Below are 18,220 nucleotides of genomic sequence, written 5' to 3'. Positions count from 1 at the left end.
GTAGCGAGTAGCGAATAGCCAGAATGTTGGCCGGCTGAAAGTTGTCACTGCAATCACTTGTGATGGGGTCCCGGATGTTTCTTCGATTCGCGGTCTGGGTCGGTCTCCTGGCTGGCGCTGCTGTCCCGGGGATGTCGGCCCCGCCGGGCGAGCCGACAGTCGTCCTGGCGCTGGGCGATTCGATCACCAAAGGGGTGCGGGGCGGGGTCACGGTCGAGGAGACGTTCTGCGCCGTTCTGGCGGCTGAGCTGAAGTCGTCCGGACGTGAAGTGACTGTGGTGAATCGCGGCATTGGGGGCGAGCGGACCGATCAGGCGCTGGCCCGACTGATGGCCGAGCTGAACGAGCACAAACCCGACTATGTGCTGCTGATGTACGGCACGAACGACTGCCATGTCGATCAGGGCGCGAAGCAGTCGCGGCTGTCGCTGGCCGATTTTCGCGGGAATCTCCGGAAGCTGGTTGACCGGATCCGCGCGGCGGGTTGCGAACCGATTCTGATGACCGAGCCGCGATATGCGGCGAAGTCGCCGGCGAACGGGCTGGGCGAGCACGGCAACGTCCGGCTGGAGCAGTACGTTGCCGTCACGCGCGAGGTGGCGGCGGAACGGCAGACGCAGCTCGTCGACCACTTCGCCGGGTGGGCTGCGGCAGAGGCCTCGGGGACGGATCTGGCCGGGTGGACGACGGACGGATATCACCCGAATCCTGTGGGGCATCGCGATCTGGCGGGGCGGATCTTGCCGGTCGTGCTCGAACGGCTCAAGACAGACACTTTGCTACCGTGGTGGAACTGGCGGCGATCGCCGCACAATGTGTACGCATTGCCGAACTTTCCACTCGCCGGGGCGAAGGTGTTTGCTCAACCCGGGGCGCTCTACTTCGTGCTGAACCAGGCTCCTGCGGAAGGCCGGCTGGTGCTGCCACGGCTGAACAACGTGGTGCATCGGGCGTGGTGGTCCGCGATGGGGCCGCGGGAGATTCGGACGCCGTTCGTGGAAAGGGGGGCGGAATATGGCCATCCATTCGTTCCGCCGACCAATTGGATGCTGCCGTTTGCACAGGACTCCAGCCGCTGGACGATCACGCTGTCGAAGGAGATGACGTATCCGGCCGTTGTGGTTCTGGACGTTCACGGACTGCCCGTTTATGCCACCGAACCGGTCGTCTCGCGAACAGGAGTCGACGGCGTGATCGTGCTCTCGGCGCGCGATGCAGTCGTGCATGGGGAGAAGCTGCAGTTTGAACCGCTCGATCACAAGAACACGGTCGGTTACTGGGTGAATCCTGCGGACTGGGCCGAGTGGAAATTCGCCACGGAGCAACCGGGCGAATGGGAGGTTGAGATCTTCCAGGGGTGCGGGACGGGTCAAGGGGGGAGCGACATCCGGCTGAATGTGGCCGGCCAGCCGCTCGATCTCAAAGTGCAGGAGACCGGGCACTTTCAAAATTTCCGCTGGCGATCGGCGGGACGGGTGACAGTTGCCGAGGCGGGGACGCATGCGGTGGAACTGCGGTGCACGAAACTGGCGAACTTTGCGGTGATGGACGTGCGGCAGATCCGGTTGCGGCCGGCGGGGACAGCTCAGGCGTCGCCGCGCGATCTGCGGGACGTTGAGCCGGATGTGATCGTACCGCCGGTTTCTTCGCTGCCGCCTGGCCCCGGACGGCGGGTGCTGCAGAAGGCGCCGGGATTCGAGCAGACGGAGGCCTACCATGTCGTGTCGTTGCCGACGGACTGGAGCAAGGGTCGGAAGTTTGCCGTCCTCGTCGAACTGGCGGGAAATGGTCCGTATCGGAATGCCGCCGGTGATTTCAATTCCGGCCGGGTGGAAGATGGAGAACTGGCGGCGGGACTCGGCGGGACCGATGGATTCCTCATGCTCAGCCTGCCGTATCTGAACAACGCAGGAACGGCGAATGTGACCCAGTGGTGGGGGACGGGGCCTGAGTATCGGGTGCAGCCGACGCTGGATTACTGGCAGGCGGCGATCTGGCAGGTGTGCGAGCAGTTCGGCGGAGATCGGGATCGGCTGGTGCTGGTGGGATTTTCCCGCGGGGCGCTGGCGACGCATTACGTGGGACTGCACGACGACCGGATTGCTCCGCTGTGGCGGGGGTTGGTCAGCTTCAGTCATTTCGATGGCGTCAAGACGTGGCCGTATCCCGGGAGCGACCGGGACGCGGCGCTGGTCCGGCTGAAGCGGCTCGGTGAGCGGCCGGAGCTGATCTGCAGCGAGTCGAGCGGCGTGGCGGGGGCGTCGCTACAGGCGGTCCGGGACTATCTGGCCGGGACCGGCGTGACGGGGGACTTCACGTTCCTGGAGACGGGGTTTGTGAATCACGACGATGCGTGGACGTTGCGGCCGAGCGCGGCGAGGACGGCTGCCCGGGAGTGGCTCCGGCGAGTTCTCGCGGAATCTCCCTCGCGGTAAGGCCCCACCAAGTCTCATTTTGAGTGCACCTAAGTCTTCGAAGCTCGCAACAATTCGTGATGGAAGAGGTGAGCCTCGAAGACTCGACTCACCCTACCCAGAACCTTCCTCGCTTGGTTGTGGCGTTCTGCGAACCTGCGGTAGGATTGCGGCGTCTGTGCGCTCAGTCATCAATCCCGCTCTGCCGACCGCCCTGGAAACCTGATGTCTCCCCGCCCCGACTTTGCCGCTTTTGACCGCGCCGCTACGCAGGGCGATCTGGTTCCCGTCTATCGCCAGCTCGTGGGGGATTCCCTGACCCCGGTCGGGGCGTATTGCCGAATCCGGCATGGCGGCGACTCGTTTCTGTTCGAGAGCGTCATTGGCGGCGAGAAAGTCGGCCGCTTCAGCTTCCTTGGGGCCGGGCCGTTTCTGCGGCTGGAGGCCCGCGGTCACACGATGACGCAGACGTCCGGCGGGGAGTCCCGGACGTGGACCGCCGAGGATCCGCTGCAGGAACTGGAGACGCTGCTCGCCGGCTATCGGGCCGCTCATCTGCCGGAGCTCCCGCGGTTCTGCGGCGGGGCAGTCGGTTATGCGGGCTACGACACGATCCGTTACTCGGAGAACCTGCCGCACGCGCCGGCGGACGACCGCCAGATTCCGGATCTGTCGTTTGCGCTCTACAACCGGATGGTGATCTTCGATCACATTCGCAAGACGGTGCTGGCGGTGGCGCACGCGGACCTGCGGCAGTTCGGGACGACGCGGGAGGCCTATGACGCTGCGGTCGCCCGGATCGACGACCTTTGTCAGCAGTTGAGAGCGCCGAACGCCGAGCTGTCGCTTTCCGACATTTCGCTGACCGGCTCCCCACAACTGGCGTACGAGTCGAATTTCACGCGCGAAGGGTTCGAGAATGCGGTGCGGAAGTGCCAGGAGTACATCCGGGCGGGGGACATTTTTCAGGTGGTGATCGGGCAGCGGCTGGCGCTGGAGACGGAGGCGACGCCGCTCGATATTTATCGGGCATTGCGGATCGTCAATCCGAGCCCGTTCATGTTTCTGCTGGAGAACCCCGACGTGCAGCTCGTCGGGAGCTCGCCGGAGATCATGGTGCGAGTGGAGGATGGCGAGACGACGATTCGGCCGCTCGCGGGGACGCGGAAGCGGGGTCAGACCGAGGAAGAGGACCGGGCGCTGGAACGGGAGCTGCTGGCGGACGAAAAGGAGCGGGCCGAGCATGTGATGCTGGTCGACCTGGCCCGCAACGATGTCGGCCGGGTGGCGCAGTACGGGTCGGTGGTCGTCAGCGACGTGATGAAGGTCGAGCGCTACAGCCACGTGATGCACATCACGTCGAACGTGACGGGGCAGTTGTGTCCGGGGAAGACGGCCCTCGACGCGCTGCGGGCGGGGCTCCCGGCTGGGACTGTCTCCGGTGCTCCGAAGGTGCGGGCGATGGAGATCATCGACGAGCTGGAGCCGACGCGGCGGGGCCCGTATGCCGGGGCGGTCGGCTACCTCGACTACACCGGCAACATGGATACGTGCATTGCGCTGCGGACGCTGGTGATGCAGGGGCGGAAGGCGTACGTGCAGGCGGGGGCGGGGATCGTGGCGGACAGCGACCCGGCGAGCGAGTTCGAAGAAACGCTGAACAAGGCCCGCGGCCTGCTGAAGGCGATCGAGGTGGCGCAGGAGCAGATTCATTCTCCTGGCTGAGGAAGAAGAGGACTTTGCCGCGGAGACGCGGAGAAATGCGGGAGAAAGTCAGCCGCACTGGTTCCCAGGCTCTGCCTGGGAACCGGAGGATTGCGAGGCTCTGCCTCGCTCTTTTCCTCTTTGCAGGCGAGAACGGAAGAGGACGCAGAGCGTCCGAAGACGACGTTCCCAGGCAGAGCCTGGGAACGAGGCCAAATTCATCTCTTCATTCAAAGACGAGGCGGCCGAATTTGTGGTACTCGTGGAAGCTGGGGCCGACGGGGACCCAGGTCCAGCGGGTCGATTTCTGGTCGTCGTAGTCGACGCGGTAGAAGTTGGCCCGCCACTGCGTGCCCGGTTTCGGCGGCACGTTCTGCAGCGGGGTCAGCAGCTCCCAGGGGATGAAAATCTCGGCGGTCCAGCCCTGGATGACGGCGCCCGGCTGTTTGTCGCCCCCTATGACTGATGTCGCCTTGCGGGTTTTGCGGCCCCCTTCGTAGTGCCAGGGGCGCCAGCCGATGAACTTGCCGCCGAGGTTGGGGACCAGGATCGGCAGCTCGGCTCCCAGCGGGGAGATCTCGTACTCGAAGTAGATCGGCTGTTTTTCGTCGGGCCAGAGGAAGATTTCGAAGACGTCCTCGACCCAGAGGTCGTCGAAGTCGGCCTTCGCCGTGGCGGTGAGTTTCGCGTCCGTACCGTCGAACAGCGTGTAGAGTCCGGTTTTGGAGTAGAGGAGCTTCAGCTTCGACTCGTAGGGGAGCCCGCCTTTCGTGCGCTGCGGGATCGTCACCCACTCGGCGGCCGACCAGGCTTTGTGGCTGCCGTCGCCGGTGACTTCGAAGTCGTCGGTCGGCTTGACCTTGAGAACCCCCTCGGGCGGTGCGGCGACGGCGGCCGGCTGATCGGCCATCGCCAGCAGTTTCTCGGCGTTTTTGTAGTAGATCTTTTCGAGGACGTCGTCGGGCAGGAAGATGCCGTAGATCATCCAGAAGCCCTGCAGGTGATGGCTGGCGGCGCAGTCGAAGTATTCGTCGTCGGTTTCGAGGAAGCGGTAGTAGATCCGGAAGGCTTCGCGCTTCGGCGTGGTGTCGGTCCCGAACAGGATGCGGTCCTGGTATTTCAGGAAGAACTTCCGCGTCGAGTAGGGTTGCCGGCCGAGTTCCGAGATTCTGGCGTCGAAGTCGACGTACATATTGGGGTGCGCGTCGAGCTCCCGTCCGACGGCGGCCAGATCTTCGGCGTTGTTGCCGAAGTGGGTATTGATAAAGATTGTTTCCGGATGCTTGCCGATCGCGTTGTGGAGCTGTTTCAGAATGTCTGCCTGGGGCGGGTACTGGTCGCCGAAGAACAGCCAGTTCGGGTGCTCGTTCAGCTCGTGCCAGCGCTCGTTGAATCGATCGAGGGGGGTGAAGAAAGCGGCGGGGTCGGAGACGTGGATGACGACGGGGCGCTTGTGCTTGCCGCAGACGGCCCAGATCGGATCGAGTTTGGGATCGTCGACGGGCATCAGGCGGCCGTCTTTGTAGCGGTAGCGCAGCCCCAGCCGTTTGTCGATCTTGAGGCCGCGGGCCCCCTGCTGAAAGCTCTCTTCGAGACGGGCGGCTTCGCGCGTCGACCAGTCGTCGTCGTCGATGCCATCGAAGTTGACGAGGGCGAACGTGGCAAACCGTCCCGGATGGGCCTGGTCGAGGGCGGCGATGGTCTGCTGCAGGCGTTCGCCCCAGCCGCCATCCAGGTTGACGACCGTGCGGACGCCGGCAGCGTCCATTTCGGCGAGGTAGCGTTGGACGCGTTCGTCGGTGAGAGTCTGCTTCCCGCCTCCCAGGTGGTTGTGGATGTCGATGACGGGAAACCGGGGAGTTTCGATCACGGACTCTTTGCGGACCAGCATTGGTCGGGGAGCCCAGTCCTTCAGTTTCAGCTCGCGAATGTCTTCCTGAGCGAGGATGGGTGACGACGCGAGACAGGTGACGAACGGACAGACCAGCAGCCAGGGCTGAAAGAGTTTCATGGAGCGAGTCTCCCGGACAGGACCTTGCGGGGTAAGGCGTGGCCGGAAGCGGACGGGTGAGGCCACCGCGGCAGGATGGCGCGCGGTGCGGCGAGTTGCAAGACTGGGTTGCGAGAGGAATTCGACGGTCGTGCGCGACGGTTGAGTTGACTCAGGGCGTCCTCACCATCTCCAGCCGCGATGGCGAAGTGACGCCGGTTCCGTCTCCCGACTTCTGCGCTGGACGAGGGGAAAGGCCGTCGCTTCTCCGTGGATCATCCTCCGGGACGTTCGAAGACCCTCACCCCGGCCCTCTCCCACATCAGAATGCGGGAGAGGGGGCAAGGCGCGAGCCTCACGCTCATGGGCAGTGAATCAGTTATTGACCCGCTGGGGATCGAGGGAGGGTTTAGCCGGTGGGGCGGGTGTGTCGGCCGGGGGCTGTTCAGTTCCCGGAGCTGCTCCTGGCAGCTTCTCGCCCGCTTTTTTCAGCAGTTCGAAACGGTTCTGCAGTCGTTGCAGAGCCAGATCGGCCTGAGTCCGACGGACGTTCGCATCGGTGACTTCGCGCATGGAGACCCGCGCCAGGTGGAACAGCGCCAACGTCTGCTCGGCCATGGTCGCGGCGCCTTCGTACTCGGTCTTGGCGGAGGCGAGCTGCAGTTCGAGATCCTTCAGGGTTGCCGCAAATTCGTCGAGGAGAATCTGGCGTTTGCGAGCGGCGCGGTCGCGTCGCTGCATGGCGCTGGTCACTTCGTCGATCGCCACGACTCCCTTCGCATGCAGTTTCACCTGAATGGCCAGCCTGGCTTCCGTTTCGCGGATGTCGGCTTCCGCCTCGGCCAGGTCGAGGGTCAGGCGGGCGGAGGCTTCCAGCGAGTCCGCCGGTTTGCGGGTGGGCGGAGTGATGGGAGCGGGTGCTGTCGCTGCACCGGAAGCGGCTTCGCCGTTGGACGGAAGAAACTCCCCCGACAGAGACTCATCGGACACACCTTCCCAGGCGACGTCGTTGATCCCGCCGGCCTCGAGAGCGGCTTCGATCGCCCGCCGCGTCGGAGACATTCCACCGTTTTCCGTCTCTTCACTCAGGAATCGCCGTAATGTGTTGCGGACGATGGCGGAGACAAACTTACCGCCGTCGCCCGGAACCATCCGGACGTTTACGACAACCTCGGGGATCTTGTTGAGCGGAGCGACGACAGCGCCGAGCAGCGTCTGGTTCTGATAGATGCCGTCAGTCGCGTAGAGGTCGACGACGATGTCGTGGTCCTCCAACGGCCGGCCGCGAACGAGCGATTCCGTCGCTGCGGCTGAACCTTCGGCCGGGCGAACCTCCTCGGGCGTGGCAGACTCGCTGCCGCTTTCCCAGCGGATATCACTGAGTCCGCCCGCTTTGAGGGCGCTGCTGATTGCCTGCCGGGTCGCGGACTCCTTGCCGGTCTGTTGTTTCTCCCGATGAATGCGTTGCGACGGATCGTGGACAATGGCGAAGACGAACTTGCCGCTGTCGCCGGGAACCATCCGAACGTTTACGACGACCAGGGGGATCTTGTTGAGCGCAGTGACGACAGCGCCGAGCAACTTCTGGTTCTGATAGATGCCGTCCGTGGCATAGAGATCGACGGTGATCTGGTCCCGGGCATAGAAATCGACTTGGACCTCGTCCGGGCTGACGAGTTGTCGAGATCCCGGCGCGAATTCGGCGCCAAGAAGGACTGGGAACTTTCCTGCTGCGTCCGGTAAGGCGTCCCAGTCCGTGACCGGATTCTCGAGCAGTTCCCGCATCCGCCGCTCGACGATCTGGCTCTGCGCAGCCTTCCGCTGCTCAAGCTGCGATTTCAGGCGTGTGAGGCGCTGTTCGAGGGTGGCGACCTGGCGCTGTTCGGACCGGAACTTCAGTTCGAGGGCTTCGGTAAGCGTCTGTTCGAGCTGCTGGCGGGCGGCGATCAGCTCGGGGTGTGGGGAGTCGTGGGTTTTCGTCAGTTCGCGGACTTTGTGGGCGAGTTCGGCGGCGCGGGATTCGATCGCGAGGAGGCCGGGAGGCTGGGAGCGGGATGGCGACGGGACTGGAGCAGAGGAGCGTTGCGACACGGCAAAGGGATCGAAAGATGCGGCGGCGACACTCCTTGCTGGTGCAGGAGCGTCGGGGGTCGTGACAACTCTGCCGAGAATCAGTTTCTCAAGTTTCTGTCGTGAAGCCACTCCGACCAGGCGCTCGACTTCGCGCCCGTCTTCCTCAATGATCACTGCGGGGATCGAGGTAATCTGATGTCGCTTCGCCAGTTCCGGTTCCCGGTCGACGTCGACGAACTGGATCGGCGCTCCCTGCTCGGCGAGCGAGCGCAGGATGGGGAGGATCTTCTGGCAGGGGCCGGCCCACGTTGCCGTGAAGGCCAGAGCGGTGCGCTGCGACTTCTGCATTTCTGTGGCCGTCGCAGAGCCATTCGGCGCGGCCGGCTTTGTTTTCGATTCGTCGAGGGCGCGCAGCAGGGCTTCGATCTTCTGCAGTTCCTGCTCCTCGCCGGCGGCGAGGATGGCGTTGATACGCGGGTCGGCGGTCAGTTTCGTTCCGGTGAAAATGTCCTGCAGCAGCTTGGCGTAGTCGGCGGCTACCCCGTTCTGGAGGTGGAAGATTTTTGTTACTTGTGGCGTTTCGGGTTCGGCCGGCGCCGGCGTTTGAAACTTCGCCGGGGAACTCTCGGTCTCCGAGGTGGGGCTCGTCTGGACTGCACTGACGACCGCCGCCGCATCGGCCGGCGGAGTGTCGAACGGCCGACTGAGGAAGGCATCAATGTCTTTCACCTGATCTGTCGCCGTCCGGACGACTTTGCCGGTGGCATCGACGAGAACAAACAGGCGCTGGACCGTGAGGCCGTAACGGACCGAATTGCTGGTGTCGACATCGTCCGCGTCGACGAGGAGAGGCATGTGCGGGCCGTCTTTTGCGGTTGGGCGAACGTACTCGGCGATCTGGTCGGGAGCCGCGGTCGGCAAGTGACAGAGGACTCCCAGCACATCGAAGCCGCGTCGACGAACGGCGTCGGCGAAATCGTCGGGGGTCTCCGCCGCGCCCCAGGAGGACTTGCCGGGGCGGAAGAAGACGACAACCTCCTGATTGCCGCGGAACTGTTTGAGCGACAGAAATTTGCCGTCGAGCGAGCGGCCGGAGACCTGGAGCGTCTGTCCGACGAGGCGGATGCGGCGAAGCGCACCGGCAGCCGCTTTGCCCCAGATCGAATTCGGAGACTGCTCGACGGCCCGCTGGAAGTAGTCCTCGTCCATTTCGGGGACATCGTCGCGCGGGCGGTAATTCGGACCAAGGTGGGCGAGAGCCCAGCGTTCGTATTCTGTGGCCGCGAGGTAGGCGGCCTGGGCGGCTGCGGCGGTGCGGGGGTAACGCTCGATGAATTCTGACGTGAGTTGCGGGCTGTCGGGGTTAATCTCGTTCTGCTGTTCCGGCGGTAACGAGTAGAGCTGACACCGAAGGCGTTCGATGCCGACCTGCGAGGCGAGTTCGATGCGAGCGGGGAATTCGCGGGCGAGGCGGGATTCGAGCTGTTCGAGATCGGCAAGGGACTTGGCTTGCCAGTCGGGAACTTCGTGACTGTCGCGATACAGTTGAGCCAGGACGCCCGCAGCCTGTCTGGCGAGCGGCAGGTGCAGTTCCTGGGGGATGGCCGGGATGATCAAGGCGGCAGCGTCTTTGGCCTGCTGCTGCAGGTGTTGGCGTTGATCGTCCGTGGTGACTTCGTCAGTCGGCCCGCGACTGGCGACCGTCAGGCTCGCGAGGACTTTGCCGTTGGCGGGGTTATTTCGGAAGGCTTCGGGGAGCTGGTTGACGGCGGTCTGAAGCGAGCGGGGCGGGAACTCGATGGTCGAAGATTCGGGCTGCCGAGTCTGCTCGGTAGTGCTGGCGGTCGTTGGTTGGTCCGCGGACGTTTTGACAGGAAGTGCCGAGGCCCCTTGAGCAGGCTTCGCCTGACCCAAAAACTCATCGAGGTTTTTGATCTCCGTCTGCTGCGTCCGGACGACTTTGCCGGATTCGTCGACGAGGACGAAGAGACGGGGGAACCAGGTGATTCCGAAGCGGACGGAATCGCTGGAATCCGCGTCAGCAGAGTCTTCAATGACTGGAAAGAGGTCGTTGTTCTGGAAAACTTCGGGTGTGGCGAGCTTGGGGAGATCTTCGACCTCCGTCTGTGGCAGCGTGGGGTTGTGGCAGTGGACGCCGAGGAGCTGGAAGCCACGATCGCGTGTAGCGACAGCGAACTCCAACGGGGTGGCGAACTGGCCCCAGGAGTCAATCTTTGGCGATGGATACCAGGGGGCCTTGTTCGGTTGGAGGTGCCAAGAGTCTTTATTCGCTCGGAAGAAGACGACAACGGTCGACTTGCCGCGGAGTGACTCGAGCGAGAGGGGCTTGCCGTCGAGGGAGTTGCCCGAGACCTGGAGCGTCTGGCCGACGAGGTCGAGGCGGTTCAGGCAGCCACGAGCGAGTTTTCCCCAGAGGGAGTCGGGGGCCTGTTCGATGGCGAGGTGGTACCAACGGCGCGTCGGTTCGCGAAACTGTCCTTCGGCGGGAAGGGGCAGGCCGGCCGGAGAGTTCTGGGCGACTTCGTAAGCGTTTGCCAGCAGAACGGCGGCATGGGCGGCGGCAGATGTCTGGCGGTATTTCTGGAGAAAGGCCGCCGTCGCAATCGGCCCCTCTTTCCAGTAGTCGTTTACGTGGCTGCCCAATTGCGGAATGGATGTTATTCGAAGCCGTTCGAGTCCGACTGTGGCAGCGAGTTCGGGCTGCGTGGAAAACTCGTCACCAAGGCGAGATTCGAGTTGTGCCAAGTCGGCGAGGACTTTGGTCCCCCAGCCGTCGACGGCCTCGGATTCACGATCCAATTGCGAGAGCAGTTGCGCGGCGAGGTCAACCAGCGGGGCGAGCTGGTCCTGCGGAGTATCGCGATTGATCAGATCGCCGACGGACTTTGCAATCTTTTGGAGGTCTTGACACCGCCTGTCGGGCGGCTTGCGGCGTGAGTTGAGAAAATTGAATTGAGTAGTGAGTCGCTGCAGTTCGTCGATCACATCGCGATGTCGGGGATCACTGCGGAACGACTCCGGCAGCCGGTCAATGGCCGACTTCAAGTTGTGTGAGATCGCATAAGTCCGGCTGACAATCTCACTGGTAGCCGCAGGGGCCGCCGGAGGAATGCGCGCCTCGGCGTCGGCGGGCGGGGCATCGTCCTGAGCAATCAATTGCCCAACCACCAACAGACACCAGGCCACGATCGTCAATCGCAGATCAAGCTTGGTTTTCATCGTTCTTCCTTGGACTGAGTGTCGATGGGTGCGGCAGACGTGGGGGAAAGGGAATGGAGATCCGCCGCGGCGGCGGCTTCGAGTTGATCAATTTGTTGAGCCGTGTCGTCGAGTTCTGATTGCGTGGCGTTCCAGTTGAGCGGAACGTCGGTCGCGGCGGGGGCGGCTTCGCCGGTCGCTTCGTGGTCGACTGAGTCGTTCGGAGCCGATGCGGGTTGCGACCGCGAGAACCAGAACGGGAGGCTGACAACGACCAACGCGAGCAGGGCGCCGGCGAGCCGGGCTTTCCCGATGGGGCGGCGGGAGGGGGCGGGGGCGAGTTCTCGATCGGTCGGCAGGGGCCAGTTGGCGATTTCGGAGGGGAGCGGAACCGTCGTCGGCTGCTGCGTATGGGCCAGGCACTGCTCGAGGAGCGTGGCGACGTCGCCGGCGGAATCGAAGCGGTCGCCGGCGTCCTTTTCCAGCAGCTTGAAGACGACCCGTTCGAGCCATTCGGGAATGTCGGGGTTGATCTCACGGATCGACCTCGGGGCGGTTTCGCGAATCCGGCGGAGGATGCCGAAGGTGGTTTCGGCGCGGAAGGGCGGCCGGCCGGTGGCCATGGCGTAGAGGACGGCGCCGAGGCTGAAGAGGTCGGAGCGATGGTCGACGGCGTCGCCGGCGGCCTGCTCGGGGGACATGTAAAGCGGGGTGCCGGCGATGACGCCTGTCCGGGTGAGGGAGGCGTCATCGACGGCCCGGGCGAGGCCAAAGTCGGTCAGCAGGACGCGATCGACGTTAGCTTCGAGCAGGATGTTCGCCGGTTTGACGTCGCGGTGGACGAGCCCCTGGGCGTGGGCGGCGGCCAGGCCGAGAGCCGTCTGCATCCCGATTCTCAGGATGTCTTTGACGTCGAGCGGGCCGTGGTGATCGAGCCGTTCCTGCAGCGACTGGCAGGGGATGAGGGGCATGACCAGGTAGGGGAGCCGGCCGCCGGCGTAGACCGAATGGATCGCCATGACGTGGGGATGAACGACGGCGGCGGTCGCCTGGGCTTCGCGGGCGAAGCGACGACGGGCGGCCCCGCTGGCGGCCAGGTGGGGCGAGAGGACTTTCACTGCGACATGGCGGTGGAGGTCGGGCTGATAGCCTTTGAGAACGACGCCCATGCCGCCCCGGCCGATGATTTCGACGATTTCGCAGTCTCCCAGGCGGCCGAGCAGCGAGGGATCTTCGGCGGGCTCGAGGAAGTCGACGGCGAAATCGGTGGCGAAGTGGGAGGAGTCGTCATCCTGTGCGAGGCCGCTGTCGTCGGATTGTCGGCGGTATGCGGTCGTGCGGCTGAGGCGCTCGCCGGCTTCGGTCCACCAGTGCCGACCGGCGGCAAGCGTTTCCAGTTGCTGCTGGCAATCAGGGCAGGATGCAATGTGCTCGGCGAGATCCCGCTCCGCCGGTTCCGGGAGGGACTCGTCGAGGAGCTGCTGCAGCCGATCGAGCTGGCAGGGGTTGCTACAGGTCATGGTCCCCCTCGAATTCTTCGATGAACTGGCGGAGACGGGCGATGACGCGGCTGCGGGCCACGTAGACGTTGCCTGCGGTCATGCCGAGCGTCTCGGCGACGTCGGCGACGGGTTCGTGGAGGACGCAGGTCTGCCAGAAGGCCTTCCAGGTGGTTTCGCGGAAGTCGTCGCGGACGCGCGTGGCGGCCCACTGGAAGATTTCATTGCGGTATTCGTCGTCGAAGGAGTCGACCGTGCGTTGTTCGGGCTCGGGAAGATTGTTGAAGAGTTCGAGCATTTCGGTGCCGCCGGCCCCGCGACGGACCGGTCCACGGGGAGGCGAGCCGCGCTGGAGCGACTTCAAGGCCAGGCGACGGGCGATGCCGAACAGCCAGCGGCGGAACGAGGCGTCGCGCCCGTCGGGCTGCCAGGAGTCGACGGCCTGCATGACGGCGACGATGACCTGCTGGGTGACGTCGCGGGCGTCGGCCTCCTGGAGGCCACGGGAACGCATCAGGCGGAGGAGAAGGGGCTCGTAAATCGTGACGAATTGCGTCCAGGCCTGCTGATCGGACGGATCGCGCAGTCGCACCATCAGGCTCGAACGTGTTTCCGGCTCGACCATTCACTGCCTCCTGCCAGTTTATTCCTCCGATGGCAGCAATCTTACACCAATCGTGCGAGAATCCGGTTCTTGTCGGCAGTTCGCCGGGTTGGCGAGCCGGTTCGGAAGAGGGTTGCCTTTCTCCGGCCGAAAAATAGAATAGATATCGCGACGTGTCGACCTCTCGCGAAGGACTCGCACGATGCAGACGAATGTGCGATCGAGTCGGTGGAGGGCGATCGGCCGGGGGCTGGTTGTCGGGGCAGTGACAGTTGGCGTCGGCTGGCTGCTGCTGGCGCTCGCGGGGACGTTTCACCACAAGACTCCGGCCGAAGTCACTGAGCCGCCCACGCGACGGCTGGCAGGTGAAGAGGTCATTGCGGTTGTCTCGATTCGTCGCCCGCGGTTTGAGACGGCGATTGGGTCGATTCAGCCCGTCCACGAGGCGGCGGTGGCGTCGAAGATTCTGGCCCGCGTCGTCGAGGTCCACGTCAAAGCGGGGCAGCAGGTCCTTCGGGACGAGATCCTCGTTCGCCTGGACGACGCCGAACTGGTCGCGCGCCAGCAGCAGGCTCTGGCGGCCGAGCGGGGGGCGGTAGCCCGGAATACGCAGGCGGCGGTCGACCTGGCCCGTTTCCGGGAGCTGCGCAAGCAGAATGTCGTCACTCAGGCGGAGCTCGATCAGGCGGAGGCGACCCAGCAGTCCGCCGCGGCGGAGCTGGATCGCCTCCGTCAGACGATTCGCGAAGCGGAGGTCCTGCTGGAATATGCGACCATTCGCTCGCCACTGACGGGGACGGTGATCGACAAGCGGATCGAACCGGGGGACACCGTTTCGCCGGGGCAGATTCTGCTGACGCTGTACGATCCGACGCACATGCAGATGGTGGCGTCGGTGCGGGAATCGCTGGCGACGCGGCTCAAGGTGGGGCAGGAGCTGCCGGCCCGCGTCGATTCGCTGGGGTACGAGTGCAACGCGACCGTCAGCGAAATCGTTCCGGAAGCTCAAGCCGCCAGCCGTTCGTTCACGGTCAAAGTGACCGGCCCCTGCCCGCCGGGCGTTTACAGCGGCATGTTTGGTCGTCTGCTGCTGCCGTTAGAAGACGAAGACCTGACGGTCATTCCGGCGCGTGCCGTCCGGCGGGTCGGCCAGTTGACGATGGTCGACGTCGTTCTGCCCGGCGATCGGATCGAGCGCCGGAGCATTCAGATCGGGCGTGACGTCGACGGGAGTAATGAAGTCCTGTCCGGTTTGACCGTCGGGGAACGGGTTGCCGTGTCGGCCGCCGGGGAGAGTTCATCCCGATGAGCCACCGCTCGACCGGCCCCACGCGTCACACCGATCCGCTGTCGCAGATCGTGCGGATCTTCCTCGAATCCAATCTGTCGATCATCCTGATCATCCTGTCGGTGATCCTGGGCGGAGCGGCCCTTGTCGTTACCGCTCGCGAAGAGGATCCGCAGATCGTCGTGCCGCTGGCCGACATCTACGTTTCGTTCCCCGGTCACTCGGCCCGCGAAGTCGAACAGCTCGCCGCCGCCCCGCTCGAACGGGCGCTCTACCAGATCGACGGGGTCGAGTACGTTTACAGCATGTCGCGCGAGGACCAGGCGATCATCACGGTCCGGTTCTACGTCGGTCAGGACCGCGAACGGAGCCTGGTGAAGCTCTTCAAGAAGCTGGAAGAGAGCCGCGATCTGGCGCCGCCCGGAGTGACCGGCTGGCAGATGAAGCCGGTCGAGATCGACGACGTTCCAATCGTGACGCTCACGCTCCGCAGCGGAACGGCCGACTCTTATGAGTTGCGGCGCGTCGGCGAAGAACTGGTCGAACGCCTCGCCGAGGTGCCGCAGGTCTCGCGGGCGTCGATCATCGGCGGGGAACCGCGGACGCTGCGAGTCGAGCTCGATCCGGATCGGCTGCAGGCGTATTCGCTCGGCGTGAAGGAGGTCGCCAGTGCGCTGCAACGCTCGAACTTGACGGCTCCCGCGGGAACGTGGACCCAGGCCGATCGCGTCGTTCACGTCGAGGCGGGATGGCCGTTCACGCGTCCCGGGCAACTGCCGGAACTGGTGGTGGGAGTGTTTCAGGATCGGCCGGTGTTTCTGAAAGATGTCGCCGATCTGCAGGACGGTCCCGCCGAGATCGCCAGTTACGTTCGTCACGCGTGGGGTCCCGCGCGCGGCTTCGGTGCGGAACCGGGCCATGCGGGGACCATCCTGGGCGCAGCCGATCGGAGCAGCAGTGAGGCCGTCGGAGCGGTCCCGGCGGTCACGATCGCGTTGGCCAAACAGAAGGGGGCCAACGCCGTCACCGTCGCCGAGAGAATTCTCGCAGCGGCCAGAGAGCTGCGAACACAGGTCGTTCCCGACAATATGGAACTGGTCGTTACGCGGAACTCGGGACAGACGGCCGACGAGAAGGTGAACGAGCTGGTCGAGGCGCTGGCCGTCGCGATTGTGATTGTGATCGCGCTGCTGACGTTGTCGCTGGGTTGGCGTGAAGCCCTCGTCGTAGCGGTCGCCGTGCCGGTGGTCTTCGGACTGACGCTGGCGGTGAATCTGCTGGCCGGCTACACGATCAACCGCGTCACGTTGTTCGCCCTGATTCTTTCGCTTGGGCTGCTGGTCGACGATCCGATTGTCGACGTCGAGAACATTACGCGGCACTTCAACGATCGAGGCCGGGCCGACCGCGAGACTGTGCTGGATGCGGTGGCGGAGATTCGGCCGCCGCTGATCAGCGCCACGCTGGCGGTGATCGTCAGTTTTCTGCCGATGTTCTTCATCACCGGCATGATGGGGCCGTACATGTCCCCGATGGCGCTCAACGTGCCGATCGCCATGCTGATGTCGATGCTCGTGGCGTTTACGATTACGCCGTGGCTGAGCTATCACGTCCTGGGTCGACACTTCCGGAAGCACGCGTCCGGTGCGGAACCCGCGTTGCCGGAGGGGCCGTCGGAAATCTACGACATCGAGACCGTTCAAAAGTCGGCGCTGTACCGGTTCTTCAAGCCGCTGATGACGCCGCTGCTGAAGACGCCGCTTCGTTCGATTTCGTTTCTGGCTCTGATGGCGGTGCTGACGATCGGGGCGATGGGTTTCGGCGCGTTCCGGGCCGTGCCGCTGAAGATGCTCCCCTTTGACAACAAGAACGAATTCCTGCTGGTGCTGGATCTCGACGAGGGAACGACACTGGAGCGGACCAGCAGCGTGGTGCAGGAATTTGAGCGGGCGCTGGGCGCGGTTCCGGAAGTCACCGACTTCACCAGCTATTCGGGGTTGTCGAGTGCCATGGACTTCAACGGACTCGTCCGGCACTACTATCTGCGGCAACTGCCGCATCAGGCCGAAGTGCGGGTGAATCTCGTCGGCAAGAAGGATCGTCGGCAGCAGAGCCACGGCATCGGCCTGCGTCTCCGGTCGGAATTGACGGAACTGGCTGAGGCGCACGGGGCGAAGCTGCAGATTGTGGAACTGCCGCCGGGACCGCCGGTGCTGGCGTCACTTGTGGCGGAGGTCCGCGGGCGGCCGGATCATACCTATGCCGACATTCTGAACGCTTCCGACGCCGTGGTTGCGCGGATGCGGCGGGAGCCGGGGGTCGTGGAGGTCGATGACATCCGCGAAGCGAGCCAGGAGAAGCTGGTGTTTGTGGCCGACCAGGAGAAGGCAGCCGTTGCGGGCATCTCCGTGCAGGATATCGCCGACACAATCCGGCTGTCGCTGGAGGGGGACTCGCAGGAGACTGTTCGACTGGAAGGGGAGCGGAATCCGTTGCGATTGACGGTCCGGCTGCCGCGGGCATTGCGGTCGCACGCCGCCGATCTGGGACAGCTCCGAGTGCGCGGTGCAACGGGGGCGTTCGTGCCGCTGGCGGAAATCGGCACGTGGGAGACACAGCAGGTCGATCAGACGATCTACCATAAGAATCTGGAACGAGTCGCTTACGTCATGGCCGAGTCGGCCGGGCGGCCGCCCGCCGAGTGCATCGTTGACGTGCTGGCCGATCTGCGGACGTCGGGCGAGACGGCTCCCGCGACCGCCGCGCCTCGGCCGCTCGACCAGCGGAGCTATTTCCACAACGGCAGCGGGCTGGCCTGGACTCTGCCGGCGGGAATGCAGGTGACTTTTGCCGGAGAAGGGGAGTGGAAGATAACGCTGGACGTCTTCCGCGACCTGGGTCTGGCGTTCGCCGCCGCGATGGTGATGATTTATATCATCCTCGTCGCGCAGACCGGTTCGTTTGTGATTCCGCTGGTGGTGATGCTTGCGATTCCGCTGACGGTTCTTGGGGTGATGCCCGGCTTCTGGCTGTTGAACGTGATCGCCGGCCAGACGGTCGGGGGTTATGCCGATCCGGTCTTCTTCACCGCGACGGCGATGATCGGGATGATCGCCCTGGCGGGGATCGTGACCCGCGACGCCATCATCTTGGTCGATTTCATCGAGCTGGCGATGCGACGCGGCCGGCCGCTGTTCGATGCGATCCTGGAAAGCCGCGTGGTTCGGTTGCGGCCGATCCTGCTGACTGCGGGCGCCGCCCTGCTCTCCAGCCTGCCGATCACGCTCGACCCGATCTTCTCGGGGCTGGGCTGGTCGCTGATCTTCGGGCTGGTGGCGTCGACGATCTTCACGCTGTTTGTGATTCCGGTCAGCTATGCGCTGCTGCACTCCCGGAAGCTGCCGGCTCCGGATGCCGACCGTCAATAAC

At 64.4% G+C, this 18,220-nt stretch carries 8 protein-coding genes; 4 read left to right on the top strand and 4 right to left on the bottom strand.

Translation table 11 applies throughout. The features are described 5' to 3' along the window. Positions 1-74: 74 nt before the first annotated feature. Positions 75-2,435: an SGNH/GDSL hydrolase family protein gene (locus SH412_RS10920; protein WP_336523548.1), complete on the top strand. Its 2,361-nt coding sequence runs from the start codon at positions 75-77 to the stop codon at positions 2,433-2,435. A 204-nt stretch (positions 2,436-2,639) separates the two neighbouring features. Next, positions 2,640-4,139 carry an anthranilate synthase component I gene (trpE, locus tag SH412_RS10915; protein WP_336523547.1) on the top strand — a complete coding sequence of 500 codons (1,500 nt, stop codon included), beginning with the start codon at positions 2,640-2,642 and terminating at the stop codon, positions 4,137-4,139. A 205-nt stretch (positions 4,140-4,344) separates the two neighbouring features. Here trpE and SH412_RS10910 read toward each other — a convergent pair whose 3' ends face one another. The 4 genes from SH412_RS10910 to SH412_RS10895 all read right to left on the bottom strand — a co-directional run bounded on the left by SH412_RS10910 (position 4,345) and on the right by SH412_RS10895 (position 13,524). Beyond that, the gene (locus tag SH412_RS10910; protein WP_336523546.1) at positions 4,345-6,129 is read right to left on the bottom strand and encodes an amidohydrolase family protein; all 1,785 of its coding nucleotides are present in this window, start codon (positions 6,127-6,129) and stop codon (positions 4,345-4,347) included. Positions 6,130-6,483: 354 nt separating this feature from the next. Further along, complete coding sequence (locus SH412_RS10905; RefSeq protein ID WP_336523545.1) at positions 6,484-11,421, bottom strand: thioredoxin domain-containing protein; 4,938 nt, start codon at positions 11,419-11,421, stop codon at positions 6,484-6,486. Further along, positions 11,418-12,920 carry a serine/threonine-protein kinase gene (locus SH412_RS10900; RefSeq protein ID WP_336523544.1) on the bottom strand — a complete coding sequence of 501 codons (1,503 nt, stop codon included), beginning with the start codon at positions 12,918-12,920 and terminating at the stop codon, positions 11,418-11,420. The genes SH412_RS10905 and SH412_RS10900 overlap by 4 nt, the downstream gene beginning before the upstream one ends. Further along, positions 12,910-13,524, bottom strand: coding sequence for an RNA polymerase sigma factor (locus tag SH412_RS10895; RefSeq protein WP_336523543.1), 615 nt, complete (start codon positions 13,522-13,524; stop codon positions 12,910-12,912). The genes SH412_RS10900 and SH412_RS10895 overlap by 11 nt, the downstream gene beginning before the upstream one ends. Before the next feature lie 181 nt (positions 13,525-13,705). Between SH412_RS10895 and SH412_RS10890 the strand changes: the two genes are divergently transcribed. Further along, positions 13,706-14,812 carry an efflux RND transporter periplasmic adaptor subunit gene (locus tag SH412_RS10890; RefSeq protein ID WP_336523542.1) on the top strand — a complete coding sequence of 369 codons (1,107 nt, stop codon included), beginning with the start codon at positions 13,706-13,708 and terminating at the stop codon, positions 14,810-14,812. Further along, complete coding sequence (locus tag SH412_RS10885) at positions 14,809-18,219, top strand: efflux RND transporter permease subunit (RefSeq protein WP_336523541.1); 3,411 nt, start codon at positions 14,809-14,811, stop codon at positions 18,217-18,219. Before SH412_RS10890 ends, SH412_RS10885 begins: the two co-directional genes overlap by 4 nt. The last annotated feature ends 1 nt before the right edge of the window (position 18,220 follow it).

Origin of the sequence: Planctellipticum variicoloris (genome assembly GCF_030622045.1) — a bacterium.
In the GTDB taxonomy this organism is placed as follows: domain Bacteria; phylum Planctomycetota; class Planctomycetia; order Planctomycetales; family Planctomycetaceae; genus Planctellipticum; species Planctellipticum variicoloris.
Note: the sequence above shows the minus strand (reverse complement) of the source record. Positions and strands in the feature narration are given on the sequence as shown.